The following is a 24,892-nucleotide window of genomic DNA, read 5'->3' as shown; positions in this document are numbered from 1 at the left end:
TTTGTATGTTCAAAATTAACATTAATAAGGATTCTATTTTATTACTTAACAAAGAACAATCGCTTTTTTTGTTCTAAAAGTTATATTTAAATGAAATTTCAGAAAAAATGTTCATTTATCTTGACAATAATGAAAAAAAATAACATAATTACTCACGTAAGATGATAAAAATGAACAAATTACATTAAAGGATTGATTTAAATTTCACCGAACGAGCGCCGTAAATGGATTGAGGCACAAATCATAACTACTGGAAAGGTAGATATTGAAGACTTATCTGAAACGCTGAATGTGTCGAGTATGACCATTCGACGAGACCTGGTTGAACTTGAAAAGGAAGGAAAAGCCATCCGAACCCACGGTGGTGCAGTTTCTCCAACCTTTCTCATGCAGGAAGCACCCTACGCATCAAAAGAAGGCCGAAATATGGAGCAGAAGCAGGCCATAGCTCAAATGGCGATGACGGTGATTCCTGAGAACGCCACGATTATACTGGATTCCGGCACGACCACATTGGAAGTCGCCAAGTTGCTGAAGGATCGGAAAGACATTACAGTTATTACGAATGACATTAAAATAGCTGCCGAATTGCTGGAAAGTAAATTGAAGGTTATTGTAACTGGCGGCGAATTGCAGAACCATGTAGGTGCTCTGTATGGGGCCCTTACGCAGGAAGTGCTTAAAAATATCCATGTTGATATTTTTTTTCTCGGCACGAATGCCATACACCTTGAATCAGGCGTGACTTCTCCTACCTTTGAGAAATCAGTGATCAAAAAACTCATGATGGAAGCCTCTGAAGCAACCTGGTTACTTGCAGATTCTCAGAAATTCGATAAAAAGGCATTTTCGTCTGTTTGCCAGATTTCCAGTTTAAAAGGTTTAATCACAGATGAAGGTTTGGATAACTCAACCAGAAAAAAATATGAAGAACAGACAATGGTTTTAATTGGAGGCGCAGAGAAGCATGAGGATAGGCATTATCGCGGATGATTTAACTGGTGCGAATGCAACAGGCGTTGGCTTGGCAAAACAAGGTTTTTCAACTGCCACCATCGTACAAAATACATCGTTCCACTTATCTGAAAAATACAATGCGATCTGTATTGATACGGATAGCCGCTATGCACGAAAAGATATTGCAGAAAATCGAGTAAAAGAAGCGCTCCACCATTTAAAACAATGGGGAGCGGATGTGTTCTGCAAGAGGATTGACAGCACCATTAGGGGAAATATAGGTTTTGAACTTGATACAGTTTTAAATGGCCTTGGGGAAGATTCGATTGGAATCGTCGTACCGTCCTTCCCCGCATCAGGAAGAGTCACGGTTGGCGGGTATCTGCTTGTGGAAGGCATCGCTGTACAGGAAACGGATGCAGCACGCGATCCAATCACTCCGATTGAAAAGTCCTTTGTGCCGGCACTTATTGAGAAGCAGAGCCAATATCCTGTTGCGTCTATTAGCCTGGATATCGTCTTGTCAGGTAAAGAGGCCATTCTAAGAAGTGTTAAAAACAAAATTGCTGAAGGAAGTCGAATCATCGTCATCGATGCTGTAAATGATGAACACATTGAAGTGATTGCCAATGCGATGGTGCAAATTCAGGATCGCGTTATTGTTCCTGTTGATCCCGGCCCTTTAACAGCCAATTATGCGAAAGCGTGTATCCAAAAACTATCAAATGACCAGCGAATTATCGCTGCGGTTGGCAGCGCTACATCTTTAACAGGGCAGCAGCTCGATTATTTAATTGCAAAGACAAATTCGAACCCAGTGTATGTTGATCCTTACAAGCTCGCCAGCTACAGTGACTCTTGGCAGAATGAGGTCGACCGCGCAGTGGCAATGGGTCTTGATTTTATAAAAAAGGAAAAGATTTTGATTATTACGACTTATCTTCCGGACCATACCAGGTTGGATTTGAAGGCTCTATCAGAAAACGAGAATGTTATGGAAGATGCTCTAGCAAAGCGGATTACAGATGGTTTGGCAGCAATCACCAGAAAAATTATTCAACGGACTGGGTTTGTCGTCTCAGGCTGCTTTACAAGCGGCGGAGATGTAACCGCTTCCTTCTGCGCTGTAAGTTATGCAGCTGGAATCCAGCTTGAGGATGAGGTGTTCCCATTAGCTGCATACGGGCGTTTTATCGGCGGACACCTCCCCAATTTGCCCGTTGTGACCAAGGGGGGAATGATTGGGGATATAAAAGCGATTTATAGATGTGTGCGATTTTTACAAATGAAAAATACCAATCTTAAAAGGAGTGTTTTAGATGTCAGTGCAAACTAAAAATATTATCGTTATCCCTATGGGGGATCCAGCAGGTATCGGCCCGGAAATTACCGTAAAAGCATTGGATAAGGCGGAAATTTATGATGTTTGTTCGCCCCTTGTTATTGGACATTCAGAAGTATTGAGAAGGGCAATGGAAGTGACCAATACGTCATTGGAAATTCATGAAATTTCCGATCCTTCTGAGGGGAAATATGTTCATGGGAAGATTGATGTGATTTCCTTGGATAATTTAAACGTGGAAGAGCTGGAACTGGGGACAGTCCAAGCACAATGCGGAAAAGCAGCCTATGAATATATCGAAAAAGCCATCTCGCTGGCACTTGACGGTAAAGCAGCAGCTCTGGCAACGACTCCAATCAATAAAGAGTCCCTTAAGGCAGCAAAGGTTCCATTTATCGGGCATACAGAAATCCTTGAAGAGCTTACGAAATCGCATGATCCGCTTACGATGTTTGAAGTTAGGAATATGCGGATTTTCTTCTTAACAAGGCACTTATCATTGAAAGATGCAATCGCCGCGATGACAAAGGAGAGAGTATGCGATTATTTGATCCGCTGCGATGAAGCCCTCCAGCAGCTTGGTGTTAAAAACAGAAAGATTGCAGTTGCTGGGTTAAACCCGCATAGCGGAGAAGGAGGCTTGTTTGGCCGAGAGGAATTGGATGAAATCGGACCGGGAATCGAAATGGCGGTTGCAAAGGGAATTGATGCCCTTGGCCCGGTTCCAGCTGACTCTGTTTTCCATCATGCACTGAACGGCAGATATGCTGCTGTGCTATCTCTCTACCATGACCAGGGCCATATTGCTGCAAAGATGACGGATTTTGAAAGAACGATTTCTGTAACGAATGGCCTGCCGTTTTTACGGACCTCGGTTGATCATGGCACTGCCTTTGATATCGCCGGTAAAGGAATTGCAAGCAGTCTCAGCATGGAAGAATGCATCAAGCTTGCAGCTAAGTATTCCGAGCATTTTTTAACAACTCAAGCCACTAAGTGAATAGGTTCAATCAGGGGTGTGGAATCTGCATCCCTGATTGTAGATTTAAATTTTTGGCAAATGAGTATTCGGTTTAATTGAAAGCGATTTCAGTATATGGGGGATTATTGTAATCGGCAATACCGTTATTATTATTTTTATTTTACTTTTATCATTTAAAACGGAGGGATACTGATGGGAAGCTCTAAATGGCTGAAAATTATTCCGGTAGCATTTATTATGTATATGCTTGCGTATGTTGACCGAATTAATGTTGGAATCTTAATGCCTTATATTCAAAAAGATTTAAATATTAATGCCTCAGCGGCAGGAGATATAGCAGGGATCTTCTTTGTTGGATATATGATTTTTCAGATTCCTGGGGGAATCCTTGCGGCGAAGTGGTCTGCCCGGAAAACCATTTTTATCCTCATGATTCTTTGGGGATTATCTGCAACAGCAGCAGGTTTTGTTCAAACAGAAGGTCAATTGAAAGTTGCAAGGTTTGCACTGGGTGTTGCTGAAGGTGGGGTGTGGCCGGCTGTTCTTGTATTGTTGGCCAATTGGTTCACAATTAAAGAACGCGCACGTGCAAATGCTTTTTGGATGGCCTGTCTTCCTGTATCAGCCATGCTTATGGCTCCTTTATCAGGCTTTTTTCTTAACTACTTTGGCTGGAAAGAAGTGTTGATCATTCAGGGTATCCCTCCTCTTATCTGGGCGTTTGTCTGGTACGCAGTTGTCAAAGACAAGCCTTCGGATGCTAAATGGCTGCCACAGCAAGAACGTGAAGAATTATTAAAAGAGTTGGCTTCTGAACAAGGCAAGGGTATTAAATCCGAAGGGTATATGGCGGCGTTCAAGAACAAGACTGTTTGGGGACTTGTTGTCATGTATTTCCTATGGATGACTGGATTCTATGGCTATACGCTTTGGGTTCCAAGTGTAGTTGGAACGTTCTCTAAAGATCCTCTTACTATTGGCTGGCTGACGGCAATTCCATTTACATGTGCATTAGTGGGAATGACACTTAACTCATATTGGTCAGACAAGCGTTTGAACCGCACTCAGCACGTTGCTATTCCGCTTTTGATCGGTGCTGCCAGTATGATTGCCGGTCAATTTGTATCATCACCGACACTGCAAATGGTCTTGCTGTCCATTACGGCTATCGGGGTTTATGCACCATACGGTCCGCTTTGGGCCATTCCTACAGCCATTATCCCTGCCGGAGTCGTTGGAGCCGCACTTGGCTTGCAGAATGCCATTGGAAACCTGGGCGGCTATAATGGGCCGAAATTTTTCGGTATGCTAAAAGATTCTACAGGAAACTACCATGCAGGGTTTTACTTCCTTGCCACTGCGCTTGTATTAGCAGCGATCATGACCCTTATTTTAGGTAAATCCATTTCAAAATCCACCAACAAAAACACAGATGTAGATAAAGCTTCTTAAAAACGGCTCAGTAGAGATCAACCTGTTGAACGTAGGTTGATCTTTTTAATGTGTCAGCGATAATGGTTTTAGACACCAGAAACCATTTATGTATATTTTTCCGTTTATAATTAAAGATTTTACTAAGGCAAAGGGTGAAGAATGATGCAAAAGGACATGGTTATTGTATTAGCACCAGATTCATTTAAAGAAAGCATGACAGCAAAAGAAGCATGTGAGGCAATGGAAAGGGGGATAAAAAAAGTTAATCCTCAAATTACATGTCTTAAAATTCCAATGGCAGATGGCGGAGAAGGTACTATGCAATCGTTGGTTGACGCAACTGCAGGTGTGATACATAAAATAAAGGTTATAGGTCCACTAGGCAATAAAGTAGAAGCTCATTATGGCATCTTAGGAGACGGTGAAACTGGAATAATAGAAATGGCTAGTGCAAGTGGAATTCATTTAGTGCCAAAAGCAGTGAGGAATCCACTTATTACGACCACTTATGGTACTGGTCAATTAATAAAAGCCTGTTTGGATCATGGAGTAAAAAAATTATTGATCGGAATTGGCGGAAGTGCTACTAATGATGGCGGAGCTGGAATGGTTCAGGCATTAGGCGGCAAACTTCTTGATAAAAATGGAGAAGAATTGGGATTTGGTGGAGGGGAGTTGGATCGGCTAGCTAGCATCGATTTAACGTATTTTGATCCACGTATAAAAGATATTTCAGTAGAGGTAGCCTGTGATGTAAATAATCCGCTTTGTGGTGAGCGGGGTGCATCCAGCGTATTTGGACCACAAAAGGGAGCCACCCCAGAAGTTATAGAAATACTGGATAACAACCTAAGAAACTATGTTAATGTAATAAAAGCAGAAATGAATATAGATATCGGGGAGGTACCCGGGGCTGGTGCTGCTGGTGGATTAGGTGCTGGACTAATGGTTTTCTTAGATGGGAACTTAAAAAAAGGTATTGATATCGTAATTGAATATTCTGGGTTAGAAGAGAAAGTCAAACGTGCAGATATGGTCTGGACAGGTGAAGGCAGTATTGATTATCAAACCCAATTCGGAAAAACTCCATACGGAGTTGCTGCTATTGCTAAAAAATATGCTAAGCCAGTTGTTGCATTTGCGGGGAGAGTAGGTGAAGATATAGATGCCTTGTATGAAAAGATTGATTCTATCGTTTGTATAGTACAGGGTGTAGTTTCCTTAGAGGAAGCCTTGGCAAATGGTAAACAAAACCTTGAAATAGCATCTGAAAATGCGATTAGATTAATGAATCTTGGATCGTAGAAGGCATCTGCAGAATAAGTATAACGGGTAAAAAGGCTTGCTCCTTATCGAGACAGCCTTTTATCAGAAATTTTTAACTCCAAGCCACCCGAAGCGGCCTTCTTTCAGATTTCTGTAGTCAAATGGTATTGACCCTTCTTCATCTTTAAAATAGATTTTTCCAATAAATAGCAAATTAATCTGTTCAATAGCAGTATTCTATATTTTAGAAGATGAACAAAAAGGAATTAAAACAATTTCCGGGTGGTATACACCAAATGAATAAGACAAACCCATTTTGCATCTATAGAAATTTAAAAATCAACTTCAGCTTAATGAACTATTGATATCGAATCTTTCTTAAGAACATGAAACCTTCAAACATCATCTGGCTCATCATCCAAAGACAATGCGACTTCTAGATTTTTGGGTTGACCCTATGAACTGCATCCATAGAGCCATTAGGCAATCCAAATATCCACATCGGATGACTCTCAAGGAACAGAACTTTCTTCATAGAAGAAAACATTTTCGCTTCTAAAATCATTGCTAAGTATTACCTGAAAAGTTTATCTTCCGATATTCGATACCTTGGGGATGTTTTTCAATAAAATATAATGGTTAAACTTGGATTTTTCGTCATCCATATTAAGACCGCAACAATTTAAGGTGTTATAGAGTGCTGGAGTCGTTCATTTTTTAAAAAAGTTTGAGATTTCCTTGCCAAGTACCCTGTATCCTGCAGAAGTTAAGTGGATCCCATCATCACTAACGAGATCCTGAAGGCTGCCGGCTTGTTTTAATGCTGTCCTGACATCTATTTTCTCTACATTCAATTCATCAGCAAGTTTCGTTAAGCTGTCATTATATAGACCATGCCAATGTTCAATGCCGCCCGCCAAACATATCCAATGACTAATGGAGCTGCTGTATTGATTGGATAAAAATTTGTAGTATCGCACAGGATCCAGTGTAGGAAGTGTTGTTACAACAGGGGTAATACCTGATTCCCTCATACTTCCTATCATTGTCTTTACATTTTCAATGTAACGCTCGATCGGAACCATTGCCTCGTGTTCTAAATCAGGATTTTCAACAATTTCATTCCATTTGAAATTACAATCATTGCCACCAATTAAGATGATGACATAATCTGGATTTTCCTCAATAACATCCTTCTCTAGTCTTTTCAAAAGAAAATCAGAATTATCATTGAATACACCTTTATTAATCACGGTAATAGTTGATTTTTTATTCGAAAGAAATTCCTCCAGATAATAGGGGTAATTCTTTTTAATAATTCTTAATCTGCCTTTAACCAGTGATACTCCTCTGGTCAAACTGTCCCCAAAACAAATAATTTTCATCTCAGCTTACCCCCATGTTCAGTAGATTTTGTTATCACATAAGCCGAAAGATCAACACTTTACTGTATTCCTGGCGATAGAAGAGAGTATAGGTAGAAGCGATAAAAAATAGAAAAAAAAGGCGAGGAAGTTCTCGTTTCTATTTTCTAGCCAATATGCAGGCGGTAATAGATAAATGAAAACGATTAGAAATAGCTCCTAATAAGAAAGGCTCTTTTCTTAAAATTTGTTGCTCCTATCTCTAAATTTCTTTTAAACGACCCTTGATTTGGCAAAAAACTTTAAGAAAAGATGCCCCGAAGTAAGTCAAAATGCGTGATTAGAACTTTTACGAATAGCAACAATCTCTGCGAAAACAGCCATGAAAAAAAACAGCGCGAAAAAAACGTTCGAATCAATACGAACGTTTTCTTAATGAGGACCTTTCCTGCTGTCCAAATAAAAAAACTTACATACAATAACGCGAGCAGTTCCAATATTCTATCTATTCCATTAATGAATCACAGCACATTAATACCAAATAAAAACGTTGAAGCTGAAATATTTGAAAGGAGTCATTAAATGAATTCAAAAGCCCTTATTACGGCGATCGGCACTTATGTACCGGCTAATCGGCTTACAAACGATGATCTGGAAAAGATGATGGAAACAAGTGACGAATGGATTGTCCAAAGAACCGGGATGAGAGAAAGAAGAATATCGCATAATGACGAGTTCACCTCTGATTTATGCATCAAAGCAGTTGAAAATCTTATTAAAACGTATGAAAAAAACGTGGATGATGTGGATTTGATTATTGTGGCTACATCAACTTCGGATTATAGCTTTCCCAGTACAGCAAGCAGGGTACAGGAAGCTTTTCAGATAAAGAACACAGGGGCTTTTGACCTGAATGCCGCTTGTGCAGGCTTTGCCTATGCATTAACGGTTGCAAATGGGTTGGTTTCCTCAGGGGTTCACAAAAAAATCCTGGTGATCGGCGCAGAGACAATGTCCAAAGTTATCAATTATACGGATCGCACCACTTCCATTCTTTTTGGTGATGGAGCTGGAGCTGTTTTGGTTGAACGGAATGAAAAAGCACCTGGCTTTTATACGTCAATAATGGGGACGGACGGCAGCGGGGCACAGCATCTTTACCTGCCGGGGCTCTCCAATCAGCTGGACGCTGAAGAAATGAAAGGGAATAAGTTCATTGTCCAAAATGGACGGGAGGTTTACAAATGGGCTACCCGAACGGTATCAGAAGGGATTGAACAATTATTGGCCCAAGCGGGGATGGGAACAAATGATATTGACTGGTTTGTTCCGCACAGCGCAAACCTGAGAATCATTGAGTCCATTTGTGCAAGATCTGGAATCAGCATCAAAAAAACCCTGTACAGTGTAGAATACATGGGAAATACCTCGTCTGCGTCCATTCCTTTGGCATTGGATATTGGCATAAAGGAAAGGAAAGTAAAACAGGGAGATACCATTTTGATATATGGGTTTGGAGGAGGACTGACTCACGCTGGAATCATACTAAACTGGGGAGTTCCAAATCTATCAGAAACACATGAATAAGAGATAAGGGTGGATCTAGTAGCCAATAGGTCCACCTTAGTGTTGGATTCAGATTAAAAAAATGAGAATTCTCAACTTTCCATTGCCTTTATTTCTCTTATCAATCCATTTTCAAAACAGCACGGAACCGTGCCTTTCCGGTAATCATTCGCTCATAAGCCTCACCAGCCTGATCGAGGCTGAATGTTTCAATATTCGGGCGCACGCCTGTTAATGCCGTAAAGTTCAGTGTATCTTCAGAATCCTTCGCCGTTCCGCTGTACCAGCCTGTTACAGATCGTCCATATAGAAGGAGCTGCAGCGGTGATACTTCAATCGGATCCCCAGAAGCGGCTGGAATTAAAAGCTTGCCGTTTGGCGGCACGCCATCTACCAGTTCAGAGATCGCTTTGCTGTTTGGAGCGGTGGCGAGAATGATCTTTGCTTTGCCCAGTTTGTTGAGTTCTTCAGCGGCATTTGTATTTTCAGTATCAATATAGATGTGTGCTCCAAGCTCCTGTGCCAGCTGTTCTTTGTCTTTTCCGCGGGAGAGCGCAACCGTTTTGAAGCCTAGTTTATTGGCATATTGAACAGCAAGATGTCCGAGCCCGCCTAAGCCTAGAATGGCCACTACATCTCTGCCTCTTGCCCCGTTGTTGCGAAGAGCGTTAATCGTTGTGATCCCAGCGCAGAGGAGCGGGCCTGCTTCTGCAGCTTCCAGCTCATCTGGAATTTTGGCTAATGCTCCTGCGGGGCTACCATATATTCTGCATAGCCTCCATCGTAGGAAATGCCGCAAGTCAACCGGTTAACGCAGTTGCTGAAGTCCCCTTCATGTCAAGAATCACACGTGAAGCATGTCCTCCATGCCAGCCGACACCTACTCGCTGGCCTTCCTTCCAGGCTGTGACGCCCTCTCCTGCTTTATCAATATCTCCTGCAATCTCATGACCAGGGATGCGTGGGTATTCAAGTCCAGGAAATAATCCTTCCTTGACCATTTCATCACTGTGGCAGACGCCGCAGGCTTCTACTTTCACCCTTACTTGTCCGCGTGCCGGTTCTGGAATGTCTCGTTCTACAATTTCAAATTCCCCGCCTGGAGCAGAGATTTGAGCTGCTTTCATTTTCCCCATTTTTACACATCCTTTTCGACTAAGATTTTTACCTTACTGACTTTACCCTGATTGCTGTTCTTCTATTCAATTAAGAACAGACTAGCCGAAAGCTAATAAAAGGATGCTATAGTAGTTATTGTAACTTTTTTGTAACTACATATTTCGAAATGCTTTATATAATAAACTTGAGATCTCATCAAAGAAGCTTTACTGGAAAGACAGGAGTGTACAGTGTGAAGGGTAAACAGATTGCAGCCGTATGCTGTTCCATGGGAATTTTTCTTTCAGGATGCAGCGCCGTGAAATCCCCGCGCGATTTAATTGGATCGCCCCGGCTGGAAAATGTACAGCAAGAAGAAATCAATTATCTTTTGGATCAGAGGATTCTCTCCAATGCTGAACTGCTTGCTCCGAGGTACGGACTGATGAACAGGTCAATCTTTATAGAAGATGTAAACGGAGATGGCACGAAAGAAGGGTTTGTCTTTTATAGGGCTGGACAGAAAGGGTATGTTCTGCTGCTTGTATTAAAAGAGGATCCTGAAGGCTGGAAAGAAGTTTCCACACTGGATCTTGGGGACCGTACTCTTGATTACTTTGAACTCGCTGATTTAAATGGAGATGGAAAAAAAGAAGTGGCAGTTGGTTTAGAAACCCCTGATTATGCTAAGGAAAAAGAGCTGCTAATCTATCAGTATGTTTCATCTGGGTTAAAGGAACGTGTTGCTCAAAGGTACGAGGGGATGGATATCGCTGATTATGATGGTGATCAAAAACCTGATGTGCTATTGGTAACTGGGAAAAGAAGAGAGGGTTTTGAGGCAAACTTGTTTTCATTTGAAAAAAATCAGCTAAAGTCTCGTTCTTCAATAGAGCTGAACGGCTATGCCTTTCATCAAAAGATGGAGGGCGGGGAATTGAATGATGGTCACCGGGCATTTTTCGCAGACAGTAAAATCGGCATTACCTCTATGCTTACTGAAATCATTGCTTATCATAAAGGCAGGCTTGTTCTCGCAGGAAAAGAACAAAATAATTTTTCCCTTATCCCTTCTAGGGATATCAATCATGATGGTATAACCGAGGCGTGCAGGGTATACGTTCCTAAAGGATGGGAAGAGGCTGATTTGTCAGCTGTCCCCTATATCGAATCCTATCAATCTTTTTCAAGTAATGGAAAAACCAAAAAAGTAGAAGAACGATATAAAGACAAGGCCGGCCGCTTTTATATCATCATCCCGCCTGAATGGTACGGGAGAATAACGGTGGAAAAGATCAGCAGTGGCATTCAGCTCCGGTCTGCTTCTAACAGAGAACTGCTCTTTGAAATCAAATGGGCTAGCAAAAAATCACTGGATTCAGCTAAAAACGTAATAAAAGAAACAAAGGATACGATTTTTTATACGGAACAAAACATCAAGCCCAAAATTCCTGTTGGGAATTTTCGCTTAATGGAAAGTGAGTTTTGAAGAAGTGAAAAAAATACTAGTCGTTGAAGATGAATTATCAATCAGGAGTTTTGTCTGCTTAAATTTGAAAAAGAAGGGCTATGAAGTCCGTGAAGCAGAAACAGGAGAGATGGCATTAAACTTATTCCAGCTTGAAACATTTGATCTGGTCTTACTGGACCTGATGCTGCCTGAAATGGACGGTTTCGAGGTTTGCAAGGAAATCAGAAAGACAGATCAGAAGGTAGGCATTATTATGCTGACCGCAAAAACGCAGGAAAAAGATAAAATAGATGGCCTCGTAATGGGGGCAGATGATTATCTCTTTAAACCGTTTAGCCTTAAAGAGCTTGAAGCAAGGGTGTATTCCCTGCTGAGGAGGATGGACGCAAGCAGCACCGCGCTAAAGGCTGATAAAAGCCTGTCCTCTGGGCCTTTCTTGCTTGATTTACTCAATAAAAAGCTTTTTAAGACAGGAAGCGAAATTAAATTAACGCCCACAGAATATTCCTTGATTTACTTCTTGATGCGTCATGAAAATCAAGTGTACTCAAGAGATGAGCTATTAGATGAAATTTGGGGAGTCAGCTATGCAGGGGACTTTAAAGTAGTCGATGTGAATATCAGGAGGATCCGGCAAAAAATAGAGGAAAATCCTTCTTCACCGGAATATATATGCACCGACTGGGGACGCGGATATGTGTGGATGGGGTCTGTAAATGAAACGTAAGGTCATCCTCTATTTTATGGTGATTATTGTCCTGATGCTGAGCCTTGTCATGACCGTTTTTTGGGCGGCATTGACCCGCTATTATGAACAGGGGATCGCAAACACCTTTCGAAATCGCGCTGAAGCCGTATGGCCGATTTTGCAGGATGGAGAAAAATACTATTATGACAGCCTTGAAGACTACAGCAGCTTGATTATCAAAAACTATCGATTTGATGGGGCTGAGCTGCAGCTGCTGAATAATAAGGGGGAGCTTATTCGGTCATCTACTGGATTTTATAAAAAGAAGACGTACGTGATCGATCCTTCTCTTTTTAAATACAAAACGGTGTCTCAAAAGGAGAAATCGGAACGGACAAATGAAACAGTGCTCGCTGTATACACCCCGCTTTTGAGGGACGGGCAAGTGGCAGGGGTTCTGCGGTATACCTCCTCATTATCAGGAGTACAGAGCACAATCAACAGGCTGCTTCAATTTGGTTTTCTCATTTGTTTAGGCGTGGCAGCCATTGTTTTTATTGTCAGTCTCCGCCTTGCCCATTCGATTGTAAAACCTTTTAATGAAATCACCGGACATACCCGTGAGCTGGCCAAGGGACGCTTCGATAAAAGGATCAAAGAAACGTATTCTCATGAGCTCGGTGAAATGTCACAAACACTGAATTATATGGCGGAGGAAATTGTGAGAAAGGACCAGCTGAAAACAGATTTTATTTCTTCCATTTCTCATGAGCTCAGAACCCCTTTGACAGGAATAAAAGGGTGGGCAGAAATGTTGGATTCTCCGGAAGGATTAACGGAGGATGAAGCAAAATTCGGCTTGAGAATGATTAATAGCGAGTCTGACCGTCTAGCCAAATTGGTGGAAAATTTACTGGACTTCTCCAGATATGAATCGGGCAGGATCACCCTCCTTCATTCTGAACTGAGATTGGACGTTTTAATAGAAGAAACAACGATGCAGCTGCAGAAAAAAGCTTTAGCAAAAAGCATCAAAATAGAGCTGAATTGTTTTCCGCTTACCATCCATGCGGACGGGGATAAAATCAAGCAGGTTCTACTTAATTTATTGGATAATGCCATTAAATTTTCAGAAAAAGACAGCCGTATTCAGATCAGCCAAAATGTAAAGGGAAATATGGCGGGATTTAAAGTAAAGGACAGCGGTATCGGAATTGAACAGGATAAATTGGAGCACATCATGGATTCATTTTATAAAACTGATGCTGCATCATCAGGGGCAGGTCTCGGTTTAGCGATAACGCGGCAGATTGTCCATAAACACGGCGGAACGATACACGTGGAAAGCGAGCATTTAAAAGGAACCAGTATAGACGTGCAGCTGCCGATCGCGAAGCAAAAGAAGCAGCTTGAATAGAAAATCAAAAATAAAAGGGTGAAAAAAATGAAAAAAATGATTGGAATCTTTATAGGAATGATGCTGATGGCAGGATGCGGAGCAGTCCAAACAGACAAATCAGCAGAAAAAACGCCGGCCGCCTCAGAAAACACAAAAACAGAAGATCAAGCTCAAGAAACAAATGACTCGGCAGCAGCGGAGGATCAAAAGTCTTCAAATGAGCTTGAGAGTAACAATACTTCGGAAAATACGGCAGATACACAAAGGCAGGACACAGAAGCGAATAAAGAAACAGCTAAACAGGATACCTCTGATTCACCGGTAAAATCCGAAGGAACGGCTAAAGAAAAAACAACTGATGCGTCGTCAAAATCCAAAGAGACAGCAAAAAAGGAAATGCCTGCAGCAGCTCCTAAACCGGTACCAGCTCAAAACAAAGAGACTAAAGAAACCACTCAAAAAAGCAAAAAAGAAGAATATATCAAAAAACTTAATGCTATTGAAAAAGTCTTAGCCAGCTTAGATATGGGAGGAACCACGCTTGAAATGGAAAAGGCAAATTCAGAAATCTTTTCTAGGTGGGATAATGCCCTGAATGAGATATACGGAGTGCTGAAACAACAGCTTTCGGCAGATGACATGACCAAGCTGAGAGAAGATCAGCGAAAATGGCTTCAATACAGAGATGAAACAGCGAAGAAAAATGCGTCAAAATATGAAGGCGGCACAATGGGACCACTTGAATATGTAGCAACACAAGCAAAAGTTACAAAAGAGAGAGACTATGATTTAGTGGAAGGGTATATGAAGTAAGGGATTTCTAGAGTTTTAAAACGACTTTGTTAAAGATATTGTTGCTGATTTAAAGGGTGGACCTATAAGTCATTAGGCCACCCTTTTATTGAGAAGGTGGTACCAGGATGGAAAAACTGTTCATTTTTCCATCCTGCTTTTATTTTAGGGATATTGGACAGTCAATTTTTGCGTCTAGAGTGAATGCCTGATTTAGGCTCATTTTACATTAGGCACCCTGTAAATAACTTCTTGAAAAAGACAACAAGAAGCTAAAAGGGTGCCATGTTTTCTTTTCCTTTGGCTGTTTTCGCAAGGTTCACTTCTTAAACTTTGTTGCTCATGACCCTATATTGCGTTCAACAAACCATCGATAAGGCAAGATTCTTTAAGAAAGGCTCTTTTCTTAAACTTAGTTGCTCATGACTCTATATATAGTCCTCGAAACTATTGGGATGGCAAAAACTTTAAGAAAAGATCCCCTATGCTAGTCTAAATGCGTGATAAAGGCATGTACGAAAAACAACAATCTCTGCGAAAACAGCCATTCGCAAAAATGGCTGAAATAGGCTGGCTCTTTATTGAGACAGCCATTTATCGTAATTTAACTCCTAAAAGGGCCAACCCAATGGTTCGGCCCCTTTTACATATATGAGATTTTACCAAGTTGCATTTCATTATGTGAATTCATAAGAGCTGAATTTTCTTCCTTCAAGTTACTTTTCTTTAATTTTTAACATTACCCCAACTTCAATAACGCTTGAATCTAAATGATTAAGCTGCATAATTTGTTTAAAATCAACACCATATTTTTGAGAGATATGAAATAAGGTATCCCCCTTTTTTACATCGTATAATTCGTATTTTTGTTTTAGAAGTTCAGGATAATGGATGATCTCTCCTTCTTCAATTGATTTATTGTTATTGCCTAAAATCCCGAGGTCAATCAATACTTCAAGAAAAGGATCAATAGATGGAAGGTTATTGCCTAAAATCCCGTGGTTATTCAATACTTCAATTATTTTTTCAGCGCGGTGCTGATAGGTGTCATTTTTTAATGTTTGTTTTGCCTGAGTTCTAATTTGTTCTCTTTCATTTTCATTTTTTAAATAGTATTTAATTAGTTCTGCCGTTTCTTCAGGAGATGATGAAACGGCCAGATCATGATTATGTTTAAATTTGCTTTTAACGGCAGGAGTATCAGAGGTAATCAAAAAACCCTCCGAACCAAGAATTTCGTAAGTGCGCTGTGTTAATTGATCTGTACAGTTTTGGATACCGAGAACGATTCTTGCAGAACTATAAACCTTGTGGGCTTCTCTATAATCCAAATATCCGTGCATCCAATCACGGGGGATCTCTTTCCCTAATAGTTCCCCCATAGAATCCCAATCCTTTCCCCAAAAGTCTACCCGGATATTATTTTTAAGAAGAGGAGATATTAGCGTTTGTAAAGATGAAAGTCGAAATGAATCGGGGTTATTTAAAAGAAATTGGGGATACCCATTGGCTACAACTGCTATATCACACCGGTATTTTTCTAATGGTTGTACACGATGATGAATACTTTTATAATAGGCAAAATCTAAATGAGCTGATTTGAAACCTTCATCTTCATATACCTTGCACATAGACGGAGTAACCGTGAATACGAAGTCTGGTTTCATTGTTTTTACTAATGGAATAGAAAATTCCTTAGTGTGCAATGGATCTTCCGTTGCCCAATAAACGAGAGGTATTTTTCTCTGTTTTACAGCATCATGAATCCATGCTTGCTTTTCCTCTGTATGTTCAGGTGTCCATCCCATAGATATGATAAGTTCTGGTTTGAATTCATCTATCATTTTGGAGATATTATTCTTAGTTAGTGATCCTGAGATCATGACACTATGACCAGCATCCATAAAGCCATTTGGTAATCCAAATATCCACATGGGATGACTCTCAAGGAACAGAACCCTCATGATGATTCACTCGCAATCATAAATATTAATTTTATATTCTACGAGTGATTGGAAATTTTGGCACGGCGTAAATCTATTGGTAATAGTGAGTTTATTTAAGGCAAGTTTATTTTAAAAATTGATACCTTACATTGGGCTCTTTTTTAATGGCACATGCAAAATATTCCAACAATATCAATTCACTTTTACGCTATTGACGGTAATGTGAGACATTTTAAACGTTTTTCTGGTCAAGGAATTTTGTTTACCTCTCCGCATAATATAAATGAAACAGGCTATGTTCGTGTCAACAACTGGCAAGAGGCAAGAAATTATTTTCTCTAACAAACGTAAACGGGTGCGTTCCTGCAAAAAGTGGAGACGCATTTTTCTTTTTGTTTTAGGAGCTGACTTTCCTTGGAAGGAGTATAATTAATAATTAGAAGCAGACGCTAAAAAATGTATTCTTATAGCGAAAATATAGATGAGTTCAAAAGGAAGGAGATCCAATGGCACAAGAAACAGTGAAAACAGGATGGAACTTTGATAACAGTTACACGACTCTTCCAGAGGTGTTTTATACACCAATGGAGCTAAACTCAGTCGATTCACCAGAACTTGTTATCTTCAATTCAAAGCTCGCAGATTTTCTAGGGTTGAACGCTGGAATGCTGAATAGTGAAGAAGGAACAAAAGTGTTTTCTGGCAATTCAATTCCTGAAGGAGCATTCCCTCTGGCACAGGCTTATGCAGGGCACCAATTCGGGAATTTTACAATGCTTGGGGACGGCCGCGCTATGCTGCTTGGCGAACAGATCACTCCTTCAGGTGAACGGTTCGATATACAGCTTAAAGGTTCAGGAAGGACTCAATATTCCCGTGGTGGTGATGGCCGGGCCGCGCTTGGGCCTATGCTTCGGGAATATATTATCAGTGAAGGCATGCATGGACTTGGTATCCCTACCACCCGTAGTCTCGCCGTCACAGCGACTGGTGAATCCATCAGGCGGGAAACGGCTCTGCCAGGTGCGATTTTGACGCGAATTGCAGCAAGTCATCTGCGCGTCGGCACTTTTGAATTTGCTGCAAGATTGGGCGGCTCAGAAGAACTTAAGGCTCTTGCTGACTATGCAATCAAGCGTCATTATCCAGAGATTGAAGCGGATGAAAATAAATATCTCTCGCTGCTGAAAGAAGTCATAAAACGCCAAGCTTTATTAATAGCGAAATGGCAGCTCATAGGGTTTATTCATGGGGTTATGAATACAGATAATATGACAATCAGCGGGGAAACAATTGATTATGGCCCTTGCGCCTTTATGGATGTGTATGACCCTGAAACAGTTTTCAGCTCCATCGACGTTCAAGGCCGATATGCATACGGCAATCAGCCGCCGATCGGAGGATGGAACCTCGCCCGTTTTGCTGAAGCACTATTGCCGCTGATCCATGAAAATCAAGAAGAAGCAGTAGATATCGCTCAGGCTGTAATAACAGAATATCCCAAGCTTTTTCGGAAAAATTGGGTTCGCGGAATGAGTGCTAAGCTTGGATTAGCCACTGAACAGAAAGAGGATGAAGAGCTGATCGAAGATTTGCTTCGGCTGATGTATAAAAACAAAGCAGATTACACTAACACCTTTGTGGCATTAACCTTTGATAAACAAGAAGAAACGCTGGAGAAGGATCCGGAGTTTTCTAAATGGAAAGGACGCTTTCAGGAAAGGCTGTCTAAAGAAGAATCAAAAGCAGCTTCCTTCGAGCTGATGAGAACAAGCAATCCTGCCGTCATTCCGCGGAATTACAGAGTAGAAGAAGCGCTGGAAGCGGCGATGCAAGGAGACAATCGTGTCATGGAGCGATTGCTTTCTGTTCTTTCTGATCCTTATGCTCACACACCTGAACAAAGGGAATACGCTAAACTTCCTGAGGGAACACCGTTTCCTTACCAGACTTATTGCGGAACTTGATGTTTTGATGATGATGCTGTCCTATACTAGGGCGGCATTTTTTCTTTCTATTTAGAGGTTTTATGGTATATTTTGGGAGAGGCGAAGTTGGGTGAATGCGGAAAAATTCACCATACATAAAAAATGGCTGGCTTCCTCCATAAGCTTCTCTCAGAGGTGAGTAGTCGGATGATACGGTACTCCAGGTCCTTCATAATGAGCTAAGGTGCAGTTACTTTTTCTTCTTTTCTGAAATTCTAAAACTCCAAATACCCCAAAAACTTCCTAACCAAATGAGCTTGAGCATTTCTCACCGAAAACAAACATCCAAATGTGACTTCTGTAATAAAATCAGCATCCGTAAACGGAACAGGGACAATGCGGCTGGTTTCAACGTAAGGGTCATCTACTAAAAGGTAGTTTGATAACAAGCTGATGGCCAAGCCTTCTGATACAGTTTTCTTGATGAATTCATAGTTGGATGTTTTAAAAAGAACATTCAGGGATTTTTGATCCTGCAAAGAAACCAGTTTATCCCAATATTGGCTCGTATGCATGGCAACAGGGTAGTCCAGTATATCCTCTGTGGTCAATTCAGTTTGAAAAGCGAGCGGTGAATTTTTGGGAACAATGACTTTGATGTCAGCATGGTAATCAAATTTTTTGAACACACAATGGTCTGGCAAGGATTTTTCCAATGTCTTTTGAATCGTGGCAAGCCCTAAATGAACAGCCTGCTGTTTTACTTTTTCAATAATGCTTCTGCTTTCCATTTCGATAATGGTGACTTTTACTTGAGGGAAATCCTTTTTAAAGAGGGACAGAACTTTTGGCAAAAAGGTCATCAGGCTTGGTATGGCCGCAATATTTAACTCTCCGGTGTAAGATGAGCTGAAGGTTTGGGCTTCTTCTTTTATTTTCTCCATGTTTTCAACGATCTTCAGTGCCTTATTGATAATGCTTTTTCCTTCTTCGGCAGGTGTCGTGCCGAAGCGGGAGCGTATAAAAAGCGTAATCCCTAATTCTTTTTCAAGTGAGGCAATCGACTGGCTGATCGCGGATTGAGAGATATGAAGATTCTGAGCAGCAATGGAAATCGATTGGGTATGAATGATTTCTTTAATGTATTCCATCTGTTCCAAATTCATTTCATTAACAGAGCCTTTCCTTTAAATAAGCTGCACTAATATCAGCATTAAAAAGTTTAATTATTCATAAGTATACATGATATATATACTGAAATGTATCAGGTTAACAAGAAAGGAAAATCCATTTAGTGAATAGGGAGAAAAATTCATTTGCTTTCGTCATTTTAGCGATCTTTTTGGGGAATTTCATTGCGCAGTTAAATTCTGGTACGGTAAATGTTGCCCTGCCGTCCATTATGCATGATCTGCATTCGGATATAAATTCTGTCCAGTGGATCATAACAGGTTTTCTGCTTGCGATCGGAACAATCGCTCCTGTCAGCGGCTATTTAGGAAATAAAGCGGGGAATAAAAGGTTATACGTCTCCGCTTTAGTCGGTTTAACTATTTTTTCTGCGTTATGCTGCATTTCCTGGAACATTGGTTCATTAATTGCTTTTCGGATCCTGCAGGGAATGTGCTCAGGCTTGATTCAAGTTTCCACGATGACAATCATCTATCAATCTGTTCAAAAGGAAAAACAGGCGATGGCGGTAAGTCTATGGACGATTTCCATCATGGTAGCCCCAGCGATTGGACCAACAATCGGCGGGCTCATCACCAGCTACTGGGGGTGGAAAACGCTGTTCCTATCAAATGTACCGATCGGCATAATTGCTGTTCTATGTGCTGTCATTTTCTTGCCAGGACGCAGGGAATCAAAAGCCATTCAGCTTGATAAAACGGGTTTGATCACCGTGGTCATCGGAAATGTTTCCTTGCTCATGTATTTTACAAAGGGAGCGAGCTTAGGGTGGTTATCCCTTCCTGCACTTGGCATCCTTTTCCTTGGTATTGGAGGCATTGCCGGCTTTATATGGAGGGAATTGTCTGCGAAGGAACCCTTGCTTAATATACGTGTGCTGAAGTATCCGAAATATGCTTTAGGGACCATTTGCAGCTGCCTGATTTCGATTGGCCTCTATTCCAGTGTCTTTCTCATTCCGCTCTTTATGGAAGAAGCACAAGGACAAACATCCTTTACAGTGGGCCTTGTGATGCTGCCGGGCGCGTTAATGATGATTGTGGTAACGATGATAACAGGCCGGCTGCAGGCTAAAATTGATCCAGCCTGGTTTGCTCTTTTAGGTGCCGTCCTATTAAGCGCTGCTACATGGGAATTCAGCCACTTAACAAAGGTTTCATCCGCAGCCTTTGTCACAGTCTGGATGATCGTCCGCTATATCGGAGTGGGCTTAGCCATGTCTCCAGTAACAGGCATTGCTATGAGTGTCATTCCGAAAGAATACGTTGGCCATGCATCAGCTATTTCAAACTGGCTGCGGCAAGCGGTTTCGGCTTTATCGATTGCCATATTCAGCTCCATTCTGGCCGTTCGGACAGAGGCTCACCTTTCTAAACTAAGCAGCAGTAAAATAGGAGAGGATTTGAAGCAATCAGCTTTTCTATTTGCCTCAAATGATACCTTCCTTGTCGCCACCATCGTTCTGATCATGACGATACCGCTCGCCCTAATTTTGAAAAAAAGAAAAGCGAAGCCATTGATGGAGACGATGAATCAAGGCAGCTGACCAATAGGTCTCTGTCTTTTTTTGACAATAATTGTAATTTGAAGGATTTTTTTTGTTACATGTTTTTTGGCAGGAAGGAAATTAATATGGATTCTTTCAAAGATATTCGCTGGAAACAGCGTTTTGAGAATTTCGAAAAAACTTATAAGCTGTTAGAAAAATATTCACATCAAGACTTAACCAGAAACATATTAATGAAGTGGGAAAAGTTATTTATTGGAAAGAATCAGAGAACCTTTAAGCTGTAAGGGCTCTCTTTTTTGTTTGAAGCCATGTTCATTTAACTTCTAGCGTACTGAGTAAGAGCGATCAGGGGTTAATTAACCTCTCCTGATCGATTATATTAATAAGTCGTAATATCACTGCACTCCCCGAGCGCTAGTATAGAAATTCCAAGATCATTATTCGTTTCAAGAACAGCAGAGCCAGCTTAATCCGAAAATCATCTTAATGGAACCTGCGATGACCTTTCCAATCGAATAGACTAATCATTTAATCCCTTGCCATCAAGAATATCCTGCATAGATTTTTCAACCCTAGCCACTCGAGTTTTGGATTGTTTGGGCCCGGAAAAATAAAGAAGATAGGCTCTTTGCCTTCCTGGCGTCAATGCTTCAAAAGCTGTTTTTAAGGCCGGGGTTTCATCGAGTTTGTTTTGAAATTCTTCAGGAATGCTGTAGTCTGTATTCTTTTTAAAATTCACTTCCAAACCTGCTTTTTCAACTTCAATAGCTTCATTAATATAGGCTTTCAAAATGGTTTCCATTTCAACGATTTCTTGAACATTGGTGAACCGAATCTGGCGCGCCGCCTGTACATTCTCCGTTTGTTGGATTAGAATCCCATGGGCATCCTGCAACAAGGAACCTTTGTGGAAAAGAAGCGCACAATATTCTTTAAATCCATGTATTAAAACGACGTTTTTTTTCTCATAGGTGTAACAAGGATGCATCCACTTAAATTCCTCTCTCAGCTCACATTCAAGAACGATATTTCTTAACTTCTCATATTCTTCCTTCCACTTTTTAGCCTTACTTATAAATTCATCAACCTTAGGATTCATTCCGCTATTTGTCATCCAGGAACACTCCTCTTCATTATTTTTCGATCAGCTCGCAGTCAAGAATGATCGTTTATCCTCCACTTCTCTCCTACTTTCTGTTCATGTTTATTCCCTTTTCAGTTTACCATTTTCCTTCTTCAAGTAATAAAATCCTTGAAAACAAGATTTTCTTTTTTGTGTTTTTTAAACGGTCAATCAATAATCAGATAACATGCCGAACGAAGGAAGAGCTTTTGAAGCTTTCCCTCAGCACCCTTGAACTTGGGTTTGGTGTAAAAAAAGCCTTTTTTGCTTTCCATAATGGTGAAGAATATGAAGTCAAGGCCTGTTCCGGAGCCGATCTTGAAGGAGAAACCTTCTTATTTGACGAGCATATTCAGCAAATGATTACCAGTGAAGTCCTCTATGATTACTTTGCTGACCGGCTTCAGGCCTATTTTGCAGATGAAGCCTTTTGTGAAAAGCTCGGGGAATCTTCCGGAGTAGTGATTGCTCCAATTCAGTGGCAGGCGGAGTATAATTATGACGGTCAGCCTGAAGCACCTTATGGATACCTCATTGTGACCGAGACGGCTGCAAACTTAAAAGAAGAAATCGTTTTGATTGATACAATCACCAGAAATATTACGCGATTAATCTATCATATGGATCAAAAAGATTTGCTGCCGGAAAGCTTTTAGTAAGGGGGAAATCATGGAATACATTGCTCTAACCACAAAAGACAATCGGACGATAACAGCCGGACTGGCAGGCATTGAGGGAGAACTGATGAATGTCGTTGTCAAGAATTTATCCGGAATTCGGCTCGGTGATCAAGTAATATGCCGATATAAAGAAAACCTGTTTCATGCCTATGTGCTAAAAATAGAAGACTATAATTTGTATCTGTATTTGCCCATACAGGAGAATATGGCCCCAAAGGAGCACTTTCCTCGTTATCCATGCTGCTTAGAAGGACATCTTTTGAATGATGGAAAGCAATTTGACATAACCATTGTTGACCTAAGTCTGAATGGCTTTGGATTTACTGCTAAGCATGCCCTGAATAAGAATATAAACTACAAACTCCGACTAAACGCAATGGTTGAAAAAGAGACAAGCCTGCAAATCATCTTGCAGAATGAGATTTATCTCCCATCGAATCTCTTCCGATACGGCTCTGAAATCAAAGCGATCAGTCAAAAGGATTTGCTTTTGCTTAAGAAATATTTGCTGAATCAGCAGCTAACGGGAAAGTTGCTGAAATGAAAAGCAGCTAATCCTTTAATCTTGGGAAAGCTGCTTTATTGATGAAATTTGTGGAAAAGAAAATGTATTTTCTTATTCAGTTTATTTTCCATTTTTAGTAAAATAGTCTTACAGAAGAGATATATGTACCTTGGGGGGATTTTGTGGTTAAAAGAATGCTAGTTTTCTATTCTGTTATTTTTCTATTCCTGGTGGGAATCGTCTCTCCAGCAGAAGCAGCATCTGGAGTACCGAAAATTTTTGGAAAATATGCCATGGTGATTGATGCAAAAACAGGTGAAGTGATCTACTCGAAAGAAAGCCAAAGCAATTGGTATCCGGCAAGCACAACCAAAATTTTAACAGCCATGCTATTGATGGATTACGTGAAACCAGGCACCATACTTACTGCAAGTATTAATGCTGTTAAGCAGGATGAGAGCAATCCTTATTTTCTCTTAAAAACGGGCGAAAAAATGAGCCGTGATGAAGCGCTGAAAGCACTGCTTATTATGAGCTGCAACGATGTTGCAACAATGATTGCAGAGCATATTGCAGGCAGCGAAGCCAAATTCAGCAGTTTAATGAATAAGAAGGCGAAGGAAATTGGCGCGAAAAACAGCCATTTTGTGACTCCGAACGGATTGCATCATTCCAAGCATTATACAACGCCGTTTGATATGGCTTTGCTTACGAGAGAAGCCTATCTAAAATATCCGCAGATTGTGAAAACAATGGGGACAAAATCGGCAACTGTTCAAACTTCAAAAAGGAAGGTCAAGCTGACAAGCCGTGCCCAATATTTTAATTTTCCTTATGTTATTGGAGGGAAGACAGGGTATACAGATACAGCCAGGAATTCACTGGTTGAGATCGTAAAGAAAAATGGCGTCACTCTAATCGGGGTTGTGCTTAAATCCTCCAAAAAAGAGGAATACAAAGACCTTTCTGCCATCACTAACTATTCCTTTTCCATGATGAAAAAGATAGAAGCGGTAAAGAAGGGACAGTACATAACAACAATAAAGATAGGCAATTCTTCGATCCCGCTTATTACTGAAAACGCGATTTCCTATACAGCAAAGAAAGATTCCAAGCAGCCTGTTATTATTAAAACCACTTTTCCTCAAAACTGGATTTCCTATATAGCAAAAGGAGAACAATTTGGAGAGGTCGTAGTATTGAAAAATGGAGTGCGGGTGGGAAGTTCTCCACTAATTGCTTCAAAATCATCTGAGGAAGAGACGGCTTCTATAAAGTTTGTGAAGGAAATTCAAGTGTCTTTTTTGGTGTGCTTTAAAGCATTACTGAAGGTTTTTTAATGTTATAGAAGCACATTGATAAATGATTAGTGTGTGATTTTATAAAAGAAACCTTAAACATCCTTTCATCGTGAAAAGGTGGGACTGTATACGAAAATTGTTTATCAAAGGCTCTTTTATTAAACTTTGTTGTTTTTTCATCCATTGAAGTGAATATAGAGCAAGAATTCAGTTGCAAATTTTAAGAAAAGATGTCACGAAGCGAACACTATGCTTGGTCTAAGGCTATACGAATAGCAACAAGCGAAAACTGCTATATCAAAAGAAGAAATGGCTGTCTCAGCCGCTGACTCAGTTAATTCATATACTG

General features: G+C 40.7%; 22 protein-coding genes. 16 read left to right on the top strand and 6 right to left on the bottom strand.

The window, feature by feature from the left end:
* Positions 1 to 201: 201 nt before the first annotated feature.
* From ACOT8F_RS15990 to ACOT8F_RS15970, 5 genes are all read left to right on the top strand, one after another.
* Positions 202 to 993: a DeoR/GlpR family DNA-binding transcription regulator gene (locus tag ACOT8F_RS15990; RefSeq protein ID WP_421652977.1), complete on the top strand. Its 792-nt coding sequence runs from the start codon at positions 202 to 204 to the stop codon at positions 991 to 993.
* On the top strand, positions 968 to 2,293 hold the full coding sequence (locus ACOT8F_RS15985; protein WP_421652926.1) for a four-carbon acid sugar kinase family protein: 1,326 nt from the start codon (positions 968 to 970) through the stop codon (positions 2,291 to 2,293). Before ACOT8F_RS15990 ends, ACOT8F_RS15985 begins: the two co-directional genes overlap by 26 nt.
* Complete coding sequence (pdxA, locus tag ACOT8F_RS15980) at positions 2,277 to 3,299, top strand: 4-hydroxythreonine-4-phosphate dehydrogenase PdxA (RefSeq protein WP_421652925.1); 1,023 nt, start codon at positions 2,277 to 2,279, stop codon at positions 3,297 to 3,299. Before ACOT8F_RS15985 ends, pdxA begins: the two co-directional genes overlap by 17 nt.
* 174 nt (positions 3,300 to 3,473) lie before the next feature.
* A complete protein-coding gene (locus ACOT8F_RS15975) occupies positions 3,474 to 4,733 on the top strand; it encodes an MFS transporter (protein ID WP_421652924.1) in 1,260 nt (419 codons plus the stop codon).
* A gap of 144 nt (positions 4,734 to 4,877) precedes the next feature.
* Complete coding sequence (locus ACOT8F_RS15970; RefSeq protein WP_421652976.1) at positions 4,878 to 6,020, top strand: glycerate kinase family protein; 1,143 nt, start codon at positions 4,878 to 4,880, stop codon at positions 6,018 to 6,020.
* 671 nt (positions 6,021 to 6,691) lie between these two features.
* Here the strand turns inward: ACOT8F_RS15970 and ACOT8F_RS15965 are convergent.
* Complete coding sequence (locus ACOT8F_RS15965) at positions 6,692 to 7,366, bottom strand: SGNH/GDSL hydrolase family protein (RefSeq protein WP_421652923.1); 675 nt, start codon at positions 7,364 to 7,366, stop codon at positions 6,692 to 6,694.
* 561 nt (positions 7,367 to 7,927) lie between these two features.
* Between ACOT8F_RS15965 and ACOT8F_RS15960 the strand changes: the two genes are divergently transcribed.
* Positions 7,928 to 8,932, top strand: coding sequence for a ketoacyl-ACP synthase III (locus tag ACOT8F_RS15960; protein WP_421652922.1), 1,005 nt, complete (start codon positions 7,928 to 7,930; stop codon positions 8,930 to 8,932).
* Between the two features lie 100 nt (positions 8,933 to 9,032).
* On the opposite strand, the gene ACOT8F_RS15955 is transcribed toward ACOT8F_RS15960, so the two are convergent.
* Positions 9,033 to 9,710, bottom strand: coding sequence for a zinc-binding dehydrogenase (locus ACOT8F_RS15955; protein ID WP_421652921.1), 678 nt, complete (start codon positions 9,708 to 9,710; stop codon positions 9,033 to 9,035).
* A 1-nt stretch (position 9,711) separates the two neighbouring features.
* Entirely contained in the window at positions 9,712 to 10,047 is a 336-nt protein-coding gene (locus ACOT8F_RS15950; RefSeq protein ID WP_421652920.1) for an alcohol dehydrogenase catalytic domain-containing protein, read from the bottom strand.
* Between the two features lie 215 nt (positions 10,048 to 10,262).
* Between ACOT8F_RS15950 and ACOT8F_RS15945 the strand changes: the two genes are divergently transcribed.
* The 4 genes from ACOT8F_RS15945 to ACOT8F_RS15930 are packed head-to-tail and all read left to right on the top strand — an operon-like array spanning position 10,263 to position 14,380.
* Complete coding sequence (locus ACOT8F_RS15945) at positions 10,263 to 11,498, top strand: FG-GAP repeat domain-containing protein (RefSeq protein ID WP_421652919.1); 1,236 nt, start codon at positions 10,263 to 10,265, stop codon at positions 11,496 to 11,498.
* 4 nt (positions 11,499 to 11,502) lie between these two features.
* Entirely contained in the window at positions 11,503 to 12,207 is a 705-nt protein-coding gene (locus ACOT8F_RS15940; RefSeq protein WP_421652918.1) for a response regulator transcription factor, read from the top strand.
* Complete coding sequence (locus tag ACOT8F_RS15935) at positions 12,197 to 13,585, top strand: sensor histidine kinase (protein WP_421652917.1); 1,389 nt, start codon at positions 12,197 to 12,199, stop codon at positions 13,583 to 13,585. Before ACOT8F_RS15940 ends, ACOT8F_RS15935 begins: the two co-directional genes overlap by 11 nt.
* Before the next feature lie 27 nt (positions 13,586 to 13,612).
* The gene (locus ACOT8F_RS15930) at positions 13,613 to 14,380 is read left to right on the top strand and encodes a lysozyme inhibitor LprI family protein (RefSeq protein WP_421652916.1); all 768 of its coding nucleotides are present in this window, start codon (positions 13,613 to 13,615) and stop codon (positions 14,378 to 14,380) included.
* A gap of 695 nt (positions 14,381 to 15,075) precedes the next feature.
* Here the strand turns inward: ACOT8F_RS15930 and ACOT8F_RS15925 are convergent.
* Complete coding sequence (locus tag ACOT8F_RS15925; RefSeq protein ID WP_421652915.1) at positions 15,076 to 16,323, bottom strand: DUF3880 domain-containing protein; 1,248 nt, start codon at positions 16,321 to 16,323, stop codon at positions 15,076 to 15,078.
* A gap of 153 nt (positions 16,324 to 16,476) precedes the next feature.
* On the opposite strand from ACOT8F_RS15925, the gene ACOT8F_RS15920 reads away from it, so the two are divergent.
* Together ACOT8F_RS15920 and ACOT8F_RS15915 are read left to right on the top strand one after the other, a co-directional pair.
* Complete coding sequence (locus tag ACOT8F_RS15920) at positions 16,477 to 16,647, top strand: 5' nucleotidase, NT5C type (RefSeq protein WP_421652914.1); 171 nt, start codon at positions 16,477 to 16,479, stop codon at positions 16,645 to 16,647.
* Positions 16,648 to 16,811: 164 nt separating this feature from the next.
* Entirely contained in the window at positions 16,812 to 18,272 is a 1,461-nt protein-coding gene (locus ACOT8F_RS15915; RefSeq protein ID WP_421652913.1) for a protein adenylyltransferase SelO, read from the top strand.
* A gap of 236 nt (positions 18,273 to 18,508) precedes the next feature.
* Here the strand turns inward: ACOT8F_RS15915 and ACOT8F_RS15910 are convergent, their stop codons facing one another.
* The gene (locus ACOT8F_RS15910; protein WP_421652912.1) at positions 18,509 to 19,399 is read right to left on the bottom strand and encodes a LysR family transcriptional regulator; all 891 of its coding nucleotides are present in this window, start codon (positions 19,397 to 19,399) and stop codon (positions 18,509 to 18,511) included.
* Between the two features lie 128 nt (positions 19,400 to 19,527).
* On the opposite strand from ACOT8F_RS15910, the gene ACOT8F_RS15905 reads away from it, so the two are divergent.
* Entirely contained in the window at positions 19,528 to 20,970 is a 1,443-nt protein-coding gene (locus ACOT8F_RS15905; RefSeq protein WP_421652911.1) for an MDR family MFS transporter, read from the top strand.
* A gap of 484 nt (positions 20,971 to 21,454) precedes the next feature.
* Here ACOT8F_RS15905 and ACOT8F_RS15900 read toward each other — a convergent pair whose 3' ends face one another.
* Positions 21,455 to 22,048: a YdeI/OmpD-associated family protein gene (locus ACOT8F_RS15900; RefSeq protein WP_421652910.1), complete on the bottom strand. Its 594-nt coding sequence runs from the start codon at positions 22,046 to 22,048 to the stop codon at positions 21,455 to 21,457.
* 218 nt (positions 22,049 to 22,266) lie between these two features.
* Here ACOT8F_RS15900 and ACOT8F_RS15895 point away from each other — a divergent pair, with 218 nt between their 5' ends.
* From ACOT8F_RS15895 to ACOT8F_RS15885, 3 genes are all read left to right on the top strand, one after another.
* Positions 22,267 to 22,713 carry a hypothetical protein gene (locus ACOT8F_RS15895; protein ID WP_421652909.1) on the top strand — a complete coding sequence of 149 codons (447 nt, stop codon included), beginning with the start codon at positions 22,267 to 22,269 and terminating at the stop codon, positions 22,711 to 22,713.
* A 13-nt stretch (positions 22,714 to 22,726) separates the two neighbouring features.
* The gene (locus ACOT8F_RS15890; RefSeq protein ID WP_421652908.1) at positions 22,727 to 23,281 is read left to right on the top strand and encodes a PilZ domain-containing protein; all 555 of its coding nucleotides are present in this window, start codon (positions 22,727 to 22,729) and stop codon (positions 23,279 to 23,281) included.
* 143 nt (positions 23,282 to 23,424) lie between these two features.
* A complete protein-coding gene (locus ACOT8F_RS15885; protein WP_421652907.1) occupies positions 23,425 to 24,582 on the top strand; it encodes a D-alanyl-D-alanine carboxypeptidase family protein in 1,158 nt (385 codons plus the stop codon).
* Positions 24,583 to 24,892: the final 310 nt, after the last annotated feature.

This window comes from Chryseobacillus diguaensis (genome assembly GCF_049220665.1).
Classification (GTDB): Bacteria; Bacillota; Bacilli; order Bacillales; family Bacillaceae; genus Metabacillus_B.
The sequence above is the reverse complement of the archived record's forward strand: the minus strand, read 5'-3'. Positions and strand labels throughout refer to the sequence as shown.